This window comes from Pseudarthrobacter siccitolerans, assembly GCF_001046895.1.
Classification (GTDB): domain Bacteria; phylum Actinomycetota; class Actinomycetes; order Actinomycetales; family Micrococcaceae; genus Arthrobacter; species Arthrobacter siccitolerans.
Genome location: NZ_CAQI01000027.1, coordinates 21,695 through 37,892, shown reverse-complemented (window position 1 = coordinate 37,892; position 16,198 = coordinate 21,695). Strand labels below are relative to the sequence as shown.

The following is a 16,198-nucleotide window of genomic DNA, read 5'->3' as shown; positions in this document are numbered from 1 at the left end:
GTGACCCCCGAACCGGATCAGCTTGCTTTGAACGCGGAGTCCATCTTGCCGAGGACGTCCTGGACTGTGCTGCTGCCGATGAACAGCGCCTGGACGCCGTCGAATACCTTCGGCTGGATGGTGGCGTTGGGCCACAGGCGGTCCGGCCAGGTGGTGGCATGGTCCTTATCGATGTACTGCTTCGCGAGTTGACCGACCTCGCTGGAAAGCTTTTCGTCACCCGGCATGGCCGGTGCATCACCGAAGGCCGTGGCATAGGCGACCTGGGCGGCCGGTTCTGCGAGGAAGTCGATAAAGGTTGCGGCCGCGCCGTTGCTGGAGCTCTTGGCGTTCAGCGCGAAGCCTGAGGTGGAAAGGGGGAGGTACTGGTCCTCAGGGTTGTCCGTCGCGGGGAATGCCGTGTACGTGAGCTTGAGGTTGGCCGGGCCGCCCTTGGCGATGTTGGCGTTCTCGTTCGCGACCGATACGGTGCCCAGCGTGCTGCCGGCACGGATTGCCTCCTGAACGCTGGCGTACGGGGTGCCGACCGGGCTGGGGTTGAAACAGCCGGCCTTGTCCATTTCAAGGTACTTGTCGAACGAGTCTTTCCATGCGGAGTCGGCAAAGGACTTCTTACCCGCGAGCTGTTCTTCGAGGAACTTCGGGTCCTTACCGTAGACGAGGGTGGACGTCAGGGCGTAGGGGATCAGCTGGGTCGTCCAGGCGTCGGATAGTCCGAGCCCGTAGGCCACGCGACCCTTGGCCTTGGCGTCGGCGCAGAAATCGAGTACGTCACTCCAGGTTTTCGGAGCGGTGAGGCCGACTTCATCGAGCGCACCCTGGTTGTAGATGGCACCGATGGATGACACCACCATCGGCACGGCGACCAGCTTGTCCTTGTCATTCTTGAGCTGCTGCTCCGCGATTTCCGGGATGTCCCCCGCCCATGAAGTTCCTGACAGGTCAGCATAGAAGCCGCGTCCGCCGGCAACCTTGGCGCTGATCGGGTTTCCCCCGCCACCGGGGATCTCCATGACGTCCGGCGCGTTGTTACCGGCGAGCTGGGACCCGAGGACCTCACGGTAGGACTGCGCCATGTCCTTGACCTCGACGTTGATCTCCGGGTACTTTTCCTTGAACTTTTCGACGATGGCGTTCACGGCCGGGCTATGGTTCGTGCCAATTGTGAATGAGCCCGTTGTGGCCTTGCTGGCCGTAGGGCTGGACGGGGCCTGGCTGGCGCAAGCGGCGAGCGAGACGCCGAGGACCGCTGCGACCGCCGCGGCGGTTATCCGCTTTGATGTCTTCACTGACATTTGATGCCTTTCATTATTTTCTGTAGGTGCTGACAAGGTTGAAGCGAGCCGTACGGCTAGCCTTTGAGCCCGGAAGCGAACCCCTGCATGATGAAGCGCTGCATCAGGAAGTAGGCGACAAGGATGGGGATAACCGACGTGATGAGGGCGGAGAAGACCAGCGGCCAGTTCGCGCTGTACTCGCCCACGAAGGAGTAGACGGACAATGGGGCCGTCTTGCTGCTGCTGCCGCTGAGGTACAGCAATGGGGTGAAGAAGTCATTCCAGATGCCCAGTGCGGCGAGGATTCCGACGGTGCCGGTGACCGGGCGGACGAGCGGGAACACGACGGTCAGGAAGGTCCTGAGTGGTTTGGCACCATCGATGGCCGCCGCCTCCTCGTAGTCCCTGGGCAGGTCCCGCAGGAAGGCGGAGTAGAGGAAGATCGTGAAGGGCATGTGCCCCCCGACCGCGATCAGGATGACCGCGAGCGGGTTGCCAACGAGTCCTATGGAGGAGAAGCCAAGGTAGAGCGGCAGCATCGCGAGCTGGCCAGGGAAAAGGAAGCCGAGCAGGAACAGGTAGAACAAACCGCGGGACCAGTGCTGAGTGTTCCGGGTGAGCGCGTACGCTGCGATGGATGCGATAACGATGATGAGTGCAACGGATACGACCGTGATCAAAAGACTGTTCAGGAGTCCGGCACCCATGTTCGACTCAACCCATGCAGTAGCGATGTTGTCGAATTTCAGTGGCCACGTGAATCCCAGGAAACCGGCCTGGGCTTCAGGGTCGCGGAGCGCGACGGATACGAGCACGTAGAGAGGGATCAGGAAGACGAGGGCACCGGCAATGAGCATGATCTCGATTGCCAGGGTGCGGCCTGTATAGCGGTTCATGCGAGGGCCTTCCGCTGAGTGATGCGGTACTGCAGGAAGCCGATGACGCCGACGACGATGGTGAGCACGACACCCTGCGCAAGCGCACTTGGGTACTGGAGATAAAGGAATGCCGTCTTGTAGACGACCGTTGCCATCGTTTCGGTTGATCCCGCGGGACCACCGTTGGTCATGGCGAACACCGAGTCGAACTGTTTGAGGTTGCCCAGCACTGCCAGCAGAAGATTCACAACAATGGCACCGTTGATCAGTGGCAGGACGATGGAAATCGTGCTGCGAATGGGCCCGGCGCCATCGATGGCCGCGGCTTCGAGAAGCTCAGGCGGCACAGCCTGCAGGCCGGCGAGATAGATGACCATCGAGAATCCGGAACCGGACCAGATGATCGACGCGCAGACGGAGAAGAGCGCGAGGTTGGGGTTGCCGAGCCAGTCCTGCTGAAGGTTCTCCAGCCCCACGGCAGCGAGAACTTGATTGACCGTTCCTTCGGGGGTGAGGAGGTACTTCCATAGGTACCCGACGACAATCGGTGTGAGGACGACGGGGAGAAAGAAAATAAGGCGCAGAACCATGCGCGTCTTGACCTTCGTGTGCAGTCCGAGCGCGAGCAGCAGCCCAAGCAGGTTCTGACCCAGCGACACAACAATGGTGAGAAGGAAGGTGTTGCCGATGGCCCGGACTGCGTTGTCGTCTTCAAGGACGCGGGTGAAGTTGGCGAAACCTACGAAGTCGATTGCGGTCGTGTAGCCGTCCCAGTTGGTGAACGACAGCACAGCGCCGCCAATGTTGGGAACCAGAACGACGGCGGCGTAACCCAGCACCGCGGGGAGCACGAACCAGAAGGGCACACGCACGCCGCCCACGCCAGGTGTACGTCGGCGACGAGGGGCTTTCCGGTTTGTCACCTGGGCCGGGATCGCGGCGGGGTCGCTTACCACTGGTGGCGCCGTCATCGGCCTTCTCCTGGTCGGCGCTCGGTGGATATCAAAGCACTCATCTCCTTCGATGCGGTTCTTGTTCAAGAAGTGTTAGGGCCCTCAGACGGGCAACTGTGTCGATTTTGCCTTCAGAGTGAAAGCGATATCGATAACGTGAACTCTTAGTGACCACTGTAGATATCGATAACACTATGGGTCAAGACCTAATTCGTATCGATATCCTTTTGTGGACTTCTGGTCTAGAGTAGATATCGATAACACTATGGTCAAGCTTCGGTCAGCTCCGGTGAGGACAGCTGACGCGGGTATCTCCGGCCAAACCCTCTTCGATACGCAAGGAGGCCGTCGTGATCGATAAGGAACAGCGACGTTCAACGATCTATGACATCGCGAAATCTGCTGGCGTCTCCCATATGACGGTTTCGCGTTACCTGCGCTTCAACGGAGAGCGCACGCGAAAGGATCCGGGCGAACGCATCAAAGCCGCCATCGCAGATCTTGACTACCGGCCCAACCTTGCAGCCCGGGCACTGCGTACTAACCGCACGGGCCGGTTGGCGATTCTCTTTCCCGCCGGCACGGCTGTCAGCTCGGTACATATGCTCACCGGCGCAACCGAAGCGGCTCGTGAAGCGGGCTACCAAGTTGATGCCATCACACTGACCGGCTCCTCAACAGAGCGGTCTGACCGCGTGCTCGAGCTGGCAGAGGCCGGCCTTTTCGAAGGGATTCTGGCCTTGACCCCCTTGGAAGCGGTGCGTCAAGCACAGATTGCCTCACGGGTACCGGTAGTGGTCGGCGCGGAATATGACGACGAAATGCGCGGCATTGGCGACCTCACCGATGCATCGCCTGTCGCAGAGATCATCGAGGCCCTCGCCCACCAGGGACATCGGACTTTCATGCACATTGCCGGCGACCGCACCCACCCCACCGTACGCAGCAGGGAACAGGCCTATCTGGAAACCATCGATAGCCTGGGCCTCGAATCCGCCGGGGTGGCAGGAGGCGACTGGCTGGCAGAAACCAGCCGACGTGCGGTCCTCGAGCTACCGGAGGACACAAGAGTCACCGCTGTCATCGCTGCCAACGATGTCCTCGCTGCTGCCGCGATCCACGCCGCGACTGAGCGGGGCTGGCGCGTTCCGGAGGACTTGAGCGTGGCCGGTTGGGACAACAGCCCCGTGGGGGAATGGCTCGCGCCAACCCTGACGACTGTGAAGGTCGATTACGAAGAACTTGGCCGCCGATCCGTTGCCAAACTCCTGGCAACCATGCGGAACGAAGCCGAGCCGACATACACTGACCCGGTCGCGGCCGTGGTCTGGCGCAAGAGCACAGGTACGTCCAAGCCTGCGCGGCGTTAGCGCATGAAGAGCGCGAAAACCGCAAGCGGCAGGGCAACGATTTACGATGTTGCGAAGCTGGTGGGCGTCAATCCTTCCACCGTCTCCCGTGCCCTGGGCCAACCGGAACGGGTCAGTCTCAAGACGCGCAAGCTCGTCCAGGACGCTGTCGCAGAGCTCAATTTCAACGTCAATCCTTTGGCTCGGGCGCTCCCGACCGGCCGTACCGGGCTGGTGGGTCTGATCGTCTCGGACATCACTAACCCCAGCTATTTCGACATCATCCGCGGCGCTCAATCGGCAGCAGCGGTCCACGGCACAACTTTGATGCTGGCCGAATCGACCGAATCCGCCCAAACGGAGGCCATTGCCGCCCAACGAATGCAGCCATCAACCGATGGCATCATTCTGGCCGGGCCCCGTATGAGCGATCCGGACATCATTGCCCTCAGCGAACAGAAGCCCATCGCAGTTATAAACCGGCACGTCGACGGAGTTGACTCCGTCGTACCCGACATCGAGCCCGGCATCAATGCAGCGGTCCGTCACCTGGCCGCTCAAGGCCACCACAAGATCGCCTTTCTATCGGGACCTGATCAATCGTGGATTTCCGCACGGCGCTGGGAATGCCTCGTCGCGTGCTGTGAATGGATGAAACGCGAGACGCAACTCATCCCCACCACCGCGCCCACAACTGAGGGGGGAAGAATCGCGGCCCGCAACGTGCGTGCATCAGGCGCCACCGCTGCCATTTGCTACAACGACCTGCTGGCCATAGGCCTTATGCAAGAACTGCAGGCCGCAGCGGTCAAAGTACCGGACGACTTCAGTGTCGTAGGCATAGACGACATCTTCGGTTCGGACTTCACCACACCAGCACTAACAACCATCGCTTCTCCCCTCAGCGAGTGCGGCGCGGCGGCACTGGACCTGGTCCTGTCCGCCCTTCCGGGCTCGGACGGAAACCCGAGGGTGGCAACGCAGCGAGGTCTACACGAGCTGCGGGCCACGCTGCTCGTGCGCGGGTCAAGTGGCAAACTCGTGGCTCCGACCCAATAGATGCTCCTCCACTTCCGCAGATAACGTCGATCCATAGAGTGCGTGATGGTGTTTATGAGGGCAAGGCGTCCGGGAAGGACACAGCTCGACGCGACAAGGGGCCGCCGGATTCGCTAACTCGGCAGGGCTCGCGAAATGCGACTTTCCCTTCTTTGCATGGCTGTCGAGATGCTGAAAAGCCCCAGGGGTGACCTCTGGGGCTTTTCAGTGCGATTTTCAGCGTTCGGCGGTTCAGTTGCCGGGGACGGGTACTAGCCGGCGGTGACCAGCGCTTCGCTGCGTGCGAATTCCATGGCGCGGGTCCAGAGAATCAGCTGGTCCAGCATCGGAGCGAGGGCCGCGGCCGACTGTTCGGTGGGCTTGAAGGTGTTGAAGTTCTCGACGTCGGAGAAGATCGAGAACATGACCTGGTTGCGGACATGTGCCAGTTGGAGTTCGGAGGCGATGCCGCGCAGGTGCTCCACCGCGCGCACCCCACCCTTGGAACCGTATGAAACGAAGCCGGCGGCCTTGTTGTTGAACTCGACATTCAGGTAATCAAGGGCATTCTTCAAAGCACCGGAGATGGAGTGGTTGTACTCCGCGACGATGAAGATGTATCCGTCGAATTCGGCGATCTTGGCGGAGAACGCCTTCGTGTGGTCATTCTGGTAGTTCTGGTAGGCGGCCGGGTAAGCCTCGTCCAGAACCGGAAGGTTGAAGTCGGCGATGTCGACGATTTCAAACTCGGCGTCGGTGCGGTCCGCAGTCTGCTCGAGGACCCACTGGGCGACCTGGTGGTTGATGCGGCCCGGGCGGGTGCTGCCGGTGATGATGGCGATCCTGGTCATTGCGACTCCTAACTAGATGCATATGCATGTACTTGCTGTATCCATCATGCCCGTTGTCTTGTTGAAGGATCAAGCTTTTTCGACGTGAGGTGTGTCACGAGGAACGATGGCTGGTCTTGCGGCCAGTCCGGCTGGATGACATTCACAGGGCTGCCGATCCTGTGTACGCGCGGTGGAGGAGCTTCTCGAGTGCTTCAGTGGTGACTTCGCCTGGGTTTGATGCCGGGATGGCCGGCAGGATCAGCTGCGCGGCTTCGGGGATATTTTTTTCGGCCAGGCCGTAGTCCTTCAGGGCTGTGGGGGCGTCCAGGGTGTCCCGGAGGGCGTTGAGCCCGTCCAGTGCCCGGGTTGTTCCGAAGGCCGCGGCGATCCGGGCCTGGGCTTCGGGGGCGTACGGGGTGTTGAAGGCCAGGACGTGGGGCAGGATGATGGCGTGGGTTTGGGCGTGCGGAAGGTTGTAGGCACCGCCCAGCACGTGGCAGATTTTGTGGTGCATTCCGGATCCGGCTGAGGCGAACACTACTGCGGCCAGGTAGGCGCCGTAGAGGGCGTGTTCACGTCCGGAGGGTTCCAGCGGGTCGGCTTTGATGGCGGGCAGTGCCGTATTGAGTGCCCGGATTCCTTCGGCCGCGAGGGCGGCGTTGATCGGGTCGGCCCGGGGTGCCCACATCGAGTCGATGCAGTGGGCCATAGCGTTGAGCCCGGAAGCTGCGGACAGTTCCACCGGCAGGCCCAGGGTGAGCGCGGCGTCATAGATCACCGTTACCGGCAGGACAGCATCGTCAACACCCGTCGTCTTCCTGCACGCTTCGGTCAGGCCCCACACGTTGGTCGCTTCTGAGCCGGCATAGGTGGTGGGGATGGCGATAATCGGCAGCCCCAGCGTCAACGCGACCGCTTTGGCCAGGCCTGTGGTTGATCCACCCCCGGCGCAGACGAGCAGGTCAATGTTGTTTTCGGCAGCCGCAGCTCTTGCCTTTTCCGCCTTCTCCAGCGGCACATGCGGGGCCACATCGTGGTGATGGAGGGCGACCTTGATGGCGTCTGTGACGGACGCCAAGCGCTTGGCCTCAGAGGGTGAAGCGATGACCATGACCCTGTCCGCACCCAACCTGGCCACCTCGGCAGCCAGGTTCGCCCCGGCCAAACCAGTGCCGAACAACACCCGCTGACCCAAGGTGACGTGCTCAAACTTCAAACCCATGACCGGAACTCCCCTACTGGTGGCAATGACACGGCCGAGTATAGGCCCGGGGCGGACAGACCAGCCGGTCCCGGGAACGTGCTACGGGACACAGTTGACTTTTCAACTAACCTCGGTCAAAGTAGATGCAAATGCATGTATCGGCGGGAACCTCCCGCCGCAACCCAGGAGGAAATAATGTCTGTAGCTCTCACCCCCGGCACGTGGAACCTTGACCTCGCTCACACCGAAATCGGCTTTGTGGTCCGCCATGCCGGCATCAGCAAGGTCCGCGGCCAGTTCACCGAAGCCGACGCGACCCTGGTCATCGGCAGCGGCCTTGACTCCTCTGCAGTCAGGGCCACGATCAACACCGCGTCCTTCGACTCCAACGACAACAACCGCGACGCCCACGTGAAGGGCCAGGATTTCTTTAATGTGGAGCAGTTCCCCAAAATGACCTTCCGCTCCTCCGGAGCCGAGGGCTCGGCCGAGCAGTTCAAGCTCGCCGGCGAACTCACGATCAAAGACACCACCCTGCCCGTGGAATTCGACGTCGAATTCGGCGGCGCCGCAGTGGATCCCTTCGGCGCAACCCGCGCCGGGTTCTCCGCCACCACCGTGATCTCCCGCAAGCAGTTCGGCATCACTTGGAACGCGGCACTGGAAGCCGGCGGCGTCCTGGTCGGCGACAAGGTCACCATCAATGTCGATGCCGCTTTCGTGCTGTCCGCCAACTAAGCGCTAAATTCTGCCCACCCTCCGCTGGTCCAAGCGACGGGGGCAGTGCGGGAATATCCCGCAAAGTAAATGCATTTGCATGTATACCGGCCGCCGGAAGGGTCGACCGGGACACCACCAGAACCCGGAGGAAAATATCATGACCGCACCCACTTCCGGTCTGCACCACGTCACCGCCATCGCCGGTGACCCGCAGGCCAACATCGACTTCTACATCAAGGGCCTCGGGCTCCGCCTGGTGAAGAAGACCGTGAACTTCGATGCCCCTTCGGCTTACCACCTGTACTACGGGGATGAGGCGGGCCGGCCCGGTTCGCTGATGACATTCTTCCCATGGGGCAAGGTAGCGCCGGGCCGGATCGGCTCCGGACAGTCCACCACCACGGCCTTCTCGGTCCCCGCCGGAACCCTGGGCTGGTGGCAGAACCACTTCAACGCCCTCGGCGTGAACTCCAGCATTTCCCGCGTTTCCCCGGACGAGGAGCGCCTGTCGCTCCGCGACCCGGACGGCCTGCAGCTTGACCTGGTCGCGTCCTCCACCACCGACCCCCGCGACCCGTGGGACTCCGCGTCGGTCCCTGCCGACTACGCCGTCCGCGGCCAGCACTCCTCAGTCCTTACCGTCAGGAACCCCGAGCGCACGCTGCGGGTGCTGACCGAGGATCTGGGCCTGCGCATCACCGGCGAAACCGCCGATCGGACCCGTCTGGAAGCGGGGGCGGGCGGTGCAGGCAACATCGTCGACGTTGTCGCCGACCCGAAGGGACCCTCAGGCCTGGTCGCCGGCGGCACCGTGCACCACATCGCCTTCCGGGTGCCGGACACCGCAACCCAGGAGCTGTGGCGCCAAGACCTGGCCGACCGCGGCTACGCCGTGACCGAAATCCTTGACCGCCAGTACTTCACCTCGATCTACTTCCGCGAACCGGGCGGGGTGCTGTTCGAAATCGCCACCGACACCCCCGGCTTCGACATCGACGAGCCGCTGCTGGAGCTGGGCCGGTCCCTGAAGCTTCCGCCGTGGATGGAACCCTCCCGCGAAGCCATCGAGGGCTCCATGGCCCGCATCCAGCTTCCAGGCGAAAACAACCCCGCACTGGCCGGACGCTAGGACCCGGGACATGACCACAAGCAACGCCGAGGTCACTGCCTGGCCCCACCTCTACGCTCCAGGGCGCGGGGATGGTCCCGTGCTGCTTATGCTGCACGGGACCGGCAGCAACGAACACGACATCGCCTCCCTTGCCGGAGCTCTGGACCCGGACGCCGCGATCCTGGCTCCCAGAGGCAGGGTGCAGGAGCACGGCATGCTGCGCTGGTTCCGCCGGCACGGCGAGGGGGTATTTGACGTTGACGACGTCATCGACCGCTCCCGGGAACTGACTGGCTTCATCCGCGCGGCCCGGGACCACTACGGCCTCGGCGACCGCAGGATCATCGCCGTCGGGTTCTCCAACGGCGCCAACATTGCCCTCGCCACCGCGATCCTCCATCCCGAAGCCCTGGACAGGGTCATCGCGTTCTCGGGAATGTACCCCCTCGGTGAGCGCACCGCCCCGACCACCCTTGCCGGCAGCCAGATCCTTGCCCTCAACGGCGACGCCGATCCCATGGCCCCACTGGCCAGCGTGAGGACTCTCATCTCCCAACTCACACTCCAAGGGGCAGCAGTGAAGCAGGTACTGCGCCCTGGCGGCCACGGGATTCAACCCAGCGACGTCGAGGCCGCAAAGGCCTGGCTCGGCCACAACCCATAGGGCAAGACATTGCTTCGAAGCTTTGACATTGCAAGGATCATGAGGGCCGCACCAGTCAGCTAATCAGCGGCTGCGGGACCAGGACCGGACGCCGACCAGCGCGTCCTGTCCTACTAAAAGGAGTTGTTATGGCCGGTTCGTTTTTTCTGGACAAATCCGATCCCGGGAGCTGGCGGGCGCTGAACGGCCTGGCGCTGAAGGTCTCCGCGGCGGCCGAAGCCGCCGGCCTGACCCGGGCGGTGGTGGAGCTTCTCAGCGTCAGGGTTTCCCAGCTCAACGGCTGCGCGTACTGCCTGGACCTGCATGACCGTCTGGCCCGCGAAGCTGGAGTCAGTGCCCAGCAGCTGGCTGTATTACCCGCTTGGCGTGAAGCGGGGATCTTCACGGCCGTTGAACGCGCCGCCCTCACCATCGGGGAAGCCGCAACTGCCCTGCACGATGACGGAAACTTCCTTTCCGAACTCGCCGCGGCCCGCGCCGATCTTACCGACGCGCAATTCTCGGCGTTGCAGTGGTGCGCGATCACCATGAACGCCTTCAACAGGGTGTCCGTCCTAAGCGGCCATCCCGTCCGTCCCCGGACTGCGGCCAGCCCCAGCAGCAACCAGCGGACAACCGCATCCCAAGAAGCCCAGAGGGTCCTGTCATGAGCAACCTCGAAACAGCTCCCGAAGAAATTATTTGCGCCGAAATGGCAGGCACGAAGGAGATGGAGCTTCTGGCTCCGCGGGAAGTTCCCCTCGGCGGCCCGCGCGCCATGCCGGTCCGTCGCACCCTCCCCCAAAAGCAACGCAGCCTGATCGGCGCCTGGTGCTTCCTGGACCACTACGGCCCTGACCTCGTACCGGAATCGGGAGGCATGCGCGTCCCCCGGCACCCCCACACCGGCCTGGCCACCGTGAGCTGGCTCTTCACTGGCAAAATCGCCCACCGCGACTCCGCCGGCTACGAGGCAATCGTCCGGCCAGGGGAAGTCAACCTCATGATCGCCGGGCGGGGAATCTCCCACCAGGAATTCTCCACCCCGGACACCGGCATCCTGCACGGCGCCCAACTCTGGTACGCCCTGCCCGACGCGACCAGGAACATGCCTCCGACCTTCGAACACTACGCCCCGGAACCAGTCTCCGGCGACGGCACGGAGCTGCGGGTCTTCATCGGCTCCCTGGCCGGGTCCTCCTCCCCCGTAGCCACCTACACCCCGCCCCTGCTCGGCGCCGAGGCCGTGCTCAAGGCAGGTTCAAGCCTGGAACTAAACCTTGACCCTTCCTTTGAACATGGGATCCTGGTCGACACCGGAGAAATCAGCCTGGACGCCACACCCATGTCCGTGGACCACCTCCACTACCTGGCCCCCGGCCGGACCAGCATCACCCTCCAAGCCGGTAAAACCCCAGCCCGGGTGCTGATCCTCGGAGGCGAACCACTGGGCGAGCACATAGTGATGTGGTGGAACTTCGTCGGGCGTACCCACGACGAAGTCGTCAGCTACCGCGCAGCATGGCAGGCCGAAATCGCCGCCGAACCAGCCGAGCCTCCTGCCGGCCACACCTACCCAGACGGGGCCCCATACCCCCGGTTCGGGCCATACCCCGAAGGCTACCCCGACCCGCTGCCCGCCCCGGAACTGCCCAACGTCCAGCTACGCCCCCGCGGCTGAAGCACGATCTCAAGGAAGGCCTTCTCTTTGGAAAACAACGCAACCTTCACGGTCCGGAACGCCCCGGAACGCCGCCGCTACGAACTCCTCGAGGGGGATGCGGTCATCGGCAAAGCCCACTACCTCCCCCACAACAGCACAAAGGGACCGGAGCGGATTTTCTACCACACCACAGTCAGCGAAGACTACGCCGGGCAAGGCCTCGCCGCCCGCCTCGTGCAGGAGGCCCTTGACGACACCCTCGCAGCCGGAATCGCCGTCGTCCCCGTCTGCCCCTACGTCAAAACCTGGCTGCGCAAGCACAATGACTATCAGCCCCGTATGACCCCGGTCCACCCCGAACACCTCGCCGCTGTCCAACACGCCGGCAACCAATGACCTCAGCCGACAGGATGGATATGCCGATGCCTCTGTCTAACGGGGACTAGCAACAAAGATGAGTGAACACGGAACACGGCATCGGATTACGGAAAGAAAGTGCGGAGGCCCGAAGTCGTTTTAGGGCACACCCCAACCTGACGTCAGGCAGTCACTCAAAAACTGTCAGGGTGGAGTCCGTGACGGTTTTCCGCACACTCCTAGCGAACAGGCCTAGATTCTAAACTGACACTTGGCAGCAGAACGGCCGCCCCGGCATTTGGCTCCACGAGCCTTTCGGGCTCGAATCCTGTCTGATGCGCAGGTAGAGCCGCACCCCGGGAGACGCGGCAGGTGTACCGGCCGCGCCCGGGAGGAGCACCCCAGGCCAACAAGACTCACACCTTGAAGTACTTCGCCTCCGGGTGGTGGAACACAAACGCGTCGGTGGACTGCTCGGGGTGCAGCATCAGCTCATCGCTCAAAACAACGCCCATCCGCTCGGGCTTCAACAGTTCAGTCACCTTGCGGCGGTCCTCCATGTCCGGGCACGCGGGGTAGCCGAGCGAGAACCGCGCACCGCGGTAGTCGAGCTTGAAATACCCGGCAGTGTCTTTCGGCTCCTCGGCCGCGAAGCCGAGCTCCTTGCGGATGCGCGCGTGCCAAAACTCGGCCAGCGCCTCGGTGAGCTGCATGACCAGGCCGTTGAGCTCGTAGTAGTCGCGGTACTGGTTGGCGGCGAACATCTTGGACGTGAACTCTTCGATCTTCGAACCGGCCGTAACCAGCTGCACCGGCAGCACGTCAACCTGCCCCGACTCGCGCGAGCGCACGAAGTCGGCCAGGCACAGGTGCCGGTCGCGGCGCTGGCGCGGGAAGTCGAAGCGAAGACGGTCGGTGCCGATCGGGCCGCCTGAACCACCATCGGGGGCGAGCAGGCCCGCGGTGCCGAGGACGCCGTCGGAATCCTCGCCGTGGTGCAGCACCACCACCTGCTCCCCCTCGGAAACCACCGGGAAGTAGCCGTACGCGACGGAGGCATCGAGCATGCCCTCACCAAGGATGCGGTCCAGCCAGTACCGCAGCCGCGGCCGGCCCTCGCGTTCCACCAGCTCCTCGTAGGAGGCGCCGTCCTCGCCGCGGCCGGGCTTGAGCCCCCACTGCCCCATAAACGTGGCCCGCTCGTCGAGGAACGCAGCGTAGTCGTGGAGCGAGACGCCGCGGACTATGCGGGTACCCCAGAACGGCGGCGACGGAACCGGGTTGTCGGAGACGACGTCGGACCGGCCGGGCATTGCCTCGGGCTCGGTCACCGTGAACTTGGCACCGCCCTTGTGGATGCGCTTCTTCAGCGGCGGCAGGCCGACGTCGTCCGGCGACTCGCCGCGGGCCACGCGCACCAGCGGCTCCATGAGGGCCAGGCCCTCGAAGGCGTCCTTGGCGTACCGGACGACGCCGTCAAACTGCTCCGCCAGGTCCTGCTCCACGTAGGCGCGGGTCAGGGCTGCGCCGCCGAGGATCACCGGCCACTTCTTCGCCAGGCCGCGGGACTGCAGCTCCGCGAGGTTCTCCTTCATCACCACGGTGGACTTCACCAGCAGCCCGGACATGCCGATCACGTCGGCGTTGTGCTCCTCCGCCGCGGCCATGATCTCGGCGATGCCCTGCTTGATGCCGATGTTGATGACCTTGTAGCCGTTGTTGGTGAGGATGATGTCCACCAGGTTCTTGCCGATGTCGTGCACGTCGCCGCGCACGGTGGCGATCACCATGGTGCCCTTGCCCGAGGAATCGGACTTCTCCATGTGCGGCTCGAGCAGGGCGACGGCGTTCTTCATCACCTCGGCGGATTGCAGCACGAACGGCAGCTGCATCTCGCCGGCGCCGAAGCGCTCGCCCACCACCTTCATGCCCTCGAGCAGGTGGTCGTTGATGATGCCGAGCGGGGTCATGCCCTCGCTGCGCGCCAGGTCCAGGTCGTCTTCGAGGCCCTTGCCTTCGCCGTCGATGATGCGCCGTTCCAGGCGCGCGCCGGTGGGGAGCGCCGCAAGTTCAGCGGCGCGCTGGTCCTTGAGCGCTGCGGTGTCGACGCCGGCGAACATGTCCAGCATGATGGCCAGGGGGTCGTAGGTGGTGTTGCCGTCGGCGTCGTATTCGCGGCGGTCATAGACGAGGTCCAGGGCCACCTTGCGCTGCTCTTCGGGCAGTGAGGCGAGCGGCACGATCTTGGCGGCATCGATGATGCCGCTGGTGAGGCCCGCCTGGACGGCCTCGTGCAGGAACACGGAGTTCAGGACGACGCGCGCTGCGGGGTTGAGGCCGAAGGACACGTTGGAGACGCCGAGCGTGGTGTTGATGCCGGGGTACTTGGTGGTGATTTGGCGGATGGCCTCGATGGTTTCGATGCCGTCGCGCCGGGTTTCTTCCTGGCCGGTGGCGACGGGGAAGGTGAGGCAGTCGACGATGATGTCCTCGACGCGCATCCCCCATTCGCCCACCAGGGCGTCGACGAGGCGGGAGGCGATGGCCACCTTGCCGTCGGTGGTGCGGGCCTGGCCCTGTTCGTCGATGGTCAGGGCGATCACGGCGGTGCCATGTTCCTTCACGAGCGGCATGATGCGCGCGAAGCGGCTGTCCGGGCCGTCGCCGTCCTCGTAGTTGACGGAGTTGACCACCGGGCGGCCGCCGATGAGTTCGAGGCCGGCCTGCAGCACGGGCGGTTCGGTGGAGTCGATGACGAGCGGGAGGGTGGAGGCCGACGCGAAACGTGAGACGACCTCCTTGATGTCCGCGACGCCGTCGCGCCCCACGTAGTCGATGCAGACGTCCAGGAGGTGGGCACCGACGCGGATCTGCTCGCGGGCGATGTCCACGCAGTCGTCCCAGCGCTCTTCGAGCATCGCCTGGCGGAACGCCTTGGACCCGTTGGCGTTGGTTCGCTCACCGATGGCGAGGTAGGAGGCGTCCTGGTCAAAGTTGACGTGCTGGTAGAGGGACGCGACGCCGGCTTCGCGTTCGGTGGGGACGCGGGCCGGGGTGTTGCTGTCGGCGTCCGTCTTGCGGGTGCGGAAGGGGGCAAGGCGTTCGACGACGGCGGCCATGTGCTCCGGCGTCGTACCGCAGCAGCCGCCCACCAGGCCCAGGCCGAATTCGCGCACGAACTGCTCGTGCGCGGTGGCGAGTTCGGCGGGTGAGAGCGGGTAGTGCGCGCCGTTGGCGCCAAGGACCGGCAGGCCGGCGTTGGGCATGCAGGCGATGGCCACGGAAGACTGCTTGGAGAGGTGGCGCAGGTGCTCGCTCATCTCGTCCGGGCCGGTGGCGCAGTTCAGGCCGATGGCGTCGACGCCGAGCGGTTCCAGGGCGGTCAGCGCGGCACCGATCTCGGAGCCCATCAGCATGGTTCCGGTGGTTTCGACCGTCACCTCCACGAAGATGGGGAGCCGGACGCCGCGGGAGACGATGGCCTGTTTGCAGCCGTTGACGGCGGCTTTGGTCTGCAGGAGGTCCTGGCTGGTTTCGATGAGGAAGGCGTCCGCGCCGCCGTCGATGAGGCCCTCGGCCTGCAGGGCGAAGGTCTGCTTGAGGTAGTCGTAACTGGTGTGGCCGAGGCTGGGGAGCTTGGTGCCGGGGCCCATGGAGCCGAGGACCCAGCGCATGCGGCCGTCTGTTTCTTCCGCTGCCTCGGCGCGTTCGCGGGCGATCTTGGCGCCCTTGAGGGCGAGCTCTGAGATCCGGTCGTCGATGCCGTAGTCGGAGAGGTTGGACCAGTTGGCGCCGAAGGTGTTGGTTTCCACGGCGTCGATGCCCGTGGCGAAGTAGGCGTCGTGGATCTCCGCTATGACGTCCGGGCGCGTGTCGTTCAGGATCTCGTTGCAGCCCTCGAGGTTCTGGAAGTCTGTGTCCAGCTGCAGGTCCCGGCCCTGCAGCATGGTGCCCATGGCGCCGTCGGCAATGACGACGCGGTGGTTCACTGCGTCCAGGAGCTCCTGCGCACGGACAGGGCGGGGCACGGACTCAATATCAAGCGCAAAACGAGGCATCTAAACAGGTTACGGGCGACACACCGAAACATTGCTTCGTATGTCAGTGTGCTACGACGGGGGGTGGTGTCGTTCTGCCTCGACTTCTGTCACTGCCGCCGCATCCCCCTTAAA

At 63.8% G+C, this 16,198-nt stretch carries 14 protein-coding genes; 8 read left to right on the top strand and 6 right to left on the bottom strand.

The features are described from left to right. Nucleotides 1-17: 17 nt before the first annotated feature. From ARTSIC4J27_RS01840 to ARTSIC4J27_RS01830, 3 genes are read right to left on the bottom strand one after another with little or no spacing between them, the layout of a single operon-like run. Complete coding sequence (locus ARTSIC4J27_RS01840) at nt 18-1,295, bottom strand: ABC transporter substrate-binding protein (protein ID WP_083435259.1); 1,278 nt, start codon at nt 1,293-1,295, stop codon at nt 18-20. Between the two features lie 56 nt (nt 1,296-1,351). Further along, complete coding sequence (locus ARTSIC4J27_RS01835) at nt 1,352-2,173, bottom strand: carbohydrate ABC transporter permease (RefSeq protein ID WP_050053514.1); 822 nt, start codon at nt 2,171-2,173, stop codon at nt 1,352-1,354. Beyond that, the gene (locus tag ARTSIC4J27_RS01830) at nt 2,170-3,195 is read right to left on the bottom strand and encodes a carbohydrate ABC transporter permease (RefSeq protein WP_200900734.1); all 1,026 of its coding nucleotides are present in this window, start codon (nt 3,193-3,195) and stop codon (nt 2,170-2,172) included. The genes ARTSIC4J27_RS01835 and ARTSIC4J27_RS01830 overlap by 4 nt, the downstream gene beginning before the upstream one ends. A gap of 263 nt (nt 3,196-3,458) precedes the next feature. Between ARTSIC4J27_RS01830 and ARTSIC4J27_RS01825 the strand changes: the two genes are divergently transcribed. After that, nucleotides 3,459-4,478: a LacI family DNA-binding transcriptional regulator gene (locus ARTSIC4J27_RS01825; RefSeq protein ID WP_050053512.1), complete on the top strand. Its 1,020-nt coding sequence runs from the start codon at nt 3,459-3,461 to the stop codon at nt 4,476-4,478. 3 nt (nt 4,479-4,481) lie between these two features. After that, complete coding sequence (locus ARTSIC4J27_RS01820) at nt 4,482-5,516, top strand: LacI family DNA-binding transcriptional regulator (RefSeq protein WP_050053511.1); 1,035 nt, start codon at nt 4,482-4,484, stop codon at nt 5,514-5,516. A 251-nt stretch (nt 5,517-5,767) separates the two neighbouring features. On the opposite strand, the gene ARTSIC4J27_RS01815 is transcribed toward ARTSIC4J27_RS01820, so the two are convergent. Both ARTSIC4J27_RS01815 and ARTSIC4J27_RS01810 read right to left on the bottom strand, forming a co-directional pair. Beyond that, on the bottom strand, nt 5,768-6,346 hold the full coding sequence (locus ARTSIC4J27_RS01815) for an NADPH-dependent FMN reductase (RefSeq protein WP_050053510.1): 579 nt from the start codon (nt 6,344-6,346) through the stop codon (nt 5,768-5,770). A gap of 142 nt (nt 6,347-6,488) precedes the next feature. Further along, the gene (locus ARTSIC4J27_RS01810) at nt 6,489-7,550 is read right to left on the bottom strand and encodes a maleylacetate reductase (protein ID WP_050053509.1); all 1,062 of its coding nucleotides are present in this window, start codon (nt 7,548-7,550) and stop codon (nt 6,489-6,491) included. 177 nt (nt 7,551-7,727) lie between these two features. Between ARTSIC4J27_RS01810 and ARTSIC4J27_RS01805 the strand changes: the two genes are divergently transcribed. The 6 genes from ARTSIC4J27_RS01805 (at nt 7,728) to ARTSIC4J27_RS01780 (ending at nt 12,065) form a co-directional block, all read left to right on the top strand. Beyond that, nucleotides 7,728-8,270: a YceI family protein gene (locus ARTSIC4J27_RS01805; protein ID WP_050053508.1), complete on the top strand. Its 543-nt coding sequence runs from the start codon at nt 7,728-7,730 to the stop codon at nt 8,268-8,270. 139 nt (nt 8,271-8,409) lie between these two features. Next, complete coding sequence (locus ARTSIC4J27_RS01800) at nt 8,410-9,381, top strand: ring-cleaving dioxygenase (RefSeq protein ID WP_050053507.1); 972 nt, start codon at nt 8,410-8,412, stop codon at nt 9,379-9,381. Between the two features lie 10 nt (nt 9,382-9,391). Next, nucleotides 9,392-10,027: an alpha/beta hydrolase gene (locus tag ARTSIC4J27_RS01795; RefSeq protein ID WP_050053506.1), complete on the top strand. Its 636-nt coding sequence runs from the start codon at nt 9,392-9,394 to the stop codon at nt 10,025-10,027. 128 nt (nt 10,028-10,155) lie between these two features. Then, nucleotides 10,156-10,677: a carboxymuconolactone decarboxylase family protein gene (locus ARTSIC4J27_RS01790; protein WP_083435257.1), complete on the top strand. Its 522-nt coding sequence runs from the start codon at nt 10,156-10,158 to the stop codon at nt 10,675-10,677. Next, nucleotides 10,674-11,687, top strand: a complete 1,014-nt coding sequence (locus ARTSIC4J27_RS01785; protein ID WP_050053505.1) for a pirin family protein — start codon at nt 10,674-10,676, stop codon at nt 11,685-11,687. The genes ARTSIC4J27_RS01790 and ARTSIC4J27_RS01785 overlap by 4 nt, the downstream gene beginning before the upstream one ends. A 27-nt stretch (nt 11,688-11,714) precedes the next feature. Continuing rightward, nucleotides 11,715-12,065 carry a GNAT family N-acetyltransferase gene (locus ARTSIC4J27_RS01780; protein WP_050053504.1) on the top strand — a complete coding sequence of 117 codons (351 nt, stop codon included), beginning with the start codon at nt 11,715-11,717 and terminating at the stop codon, nt 12,063-12,065. 377 nt (nt 12,066-12,442) lie between these two features. Here the strand turns inward: ARTSIC4J27_RS01780 and metH are convergent, their stop codons facing one another. Then, the gene (metH, locus tag ARTSIC4J27_RS01775) at nt 12,443-16,084 is read right to left on the bottom strand and encodes a methionine synthase (protein WP_050053503.1); all 3,642 of its coding nucleotides are present in this window, start codon (nt 16,082-16,084) and stop codon (nt 12,443-12,445) included. Nucleotides 16,085-16,198: the final 114 nt, after the last annotated feature.

Bases quoted from the DNA above. Each gene is read 5' to 3' on its own strand.
- ARTSIC4J27_RS01820 (WP_050053511.1), top strand. From the start codon at position 4,482: ATGAAGAGCGCGAAAACCGCAAGCGGCAGGGCAACGATTTACGATGTT.
- ARTSIC4J27_RS01840 (WP_083435259.1), bottom strand. From the start codon at position 1,295: ATGTCAGTGAAGACATCAAAGCGGATAACCGCCGCGGCGGTCGCAGCG.
- ARTSIC4J27_RS01810 (WP_050053509.1), bottom strand. From the start codon at position 7,550: ATGGGTTTGAAGTTTGAGCACGTCACCTTGGGTCAGCGGGTGTTGTTC.
- ARTSIC4J27_RS01795 (WP_050053506.1), top strand. From the start codon at position 9,392: ATGACCACAAGCAACGCCGAGGTCACTGCCTGGCCCCACCTCTACGCT.
- ARTSIC4J27_RS01790 (WP_083435257.1), top strand. From the start codon at position 10,156: ATGGCCGGTTCGTTTTTTCTGGACAAATCCGATCCCGGGAGCTGGCGG.
- ARTSIC4J27_RS01800 (WP_050053507.1), top strand. From the start codon at position 8,410: ATGACCGCACCCACTTCCGGTCTGCACCACGTCACCGCCATCGCCGGT.
- ARTSIC4J27_RS01815 (WP_050053510.1), bottom strand. From the start codon at position 6,346: ATGACCAGGATCGCCATCATCACCGGCAGCACCCGCCCGGGCCGCATC.
- ARTSIC4J27_RS01835 (WP_050053514.1), bottom strand. From the start codon at position 2,173: ATGAACCGCTATACAGGCCGCACCCTGGCAATCGAGATCATGCTCATT.
- ARTSIC4J27_RS01785 (WP_050053505.1), top strand. From the start codon at position 10,674: ATGAGCAACCTCGAAACAGCTCCCGAAGAAATTATTTGCGCCGAAATG.
- ARTSIC4J27_RS01805 (WP_050053508.1), top strand. From the start codon at position 7,728: ATGTCTGTAGCTCTCACCCCCGGCACGTGGAACCTTGACCTCGCTCAC.
- metH (WP_050053503.1), bottom strand. From the start codon at position 16,084: ATGCCTCGTTTTGCGCTTGATATTGAGTCCGTGCCCCGCCCTGTCCGT.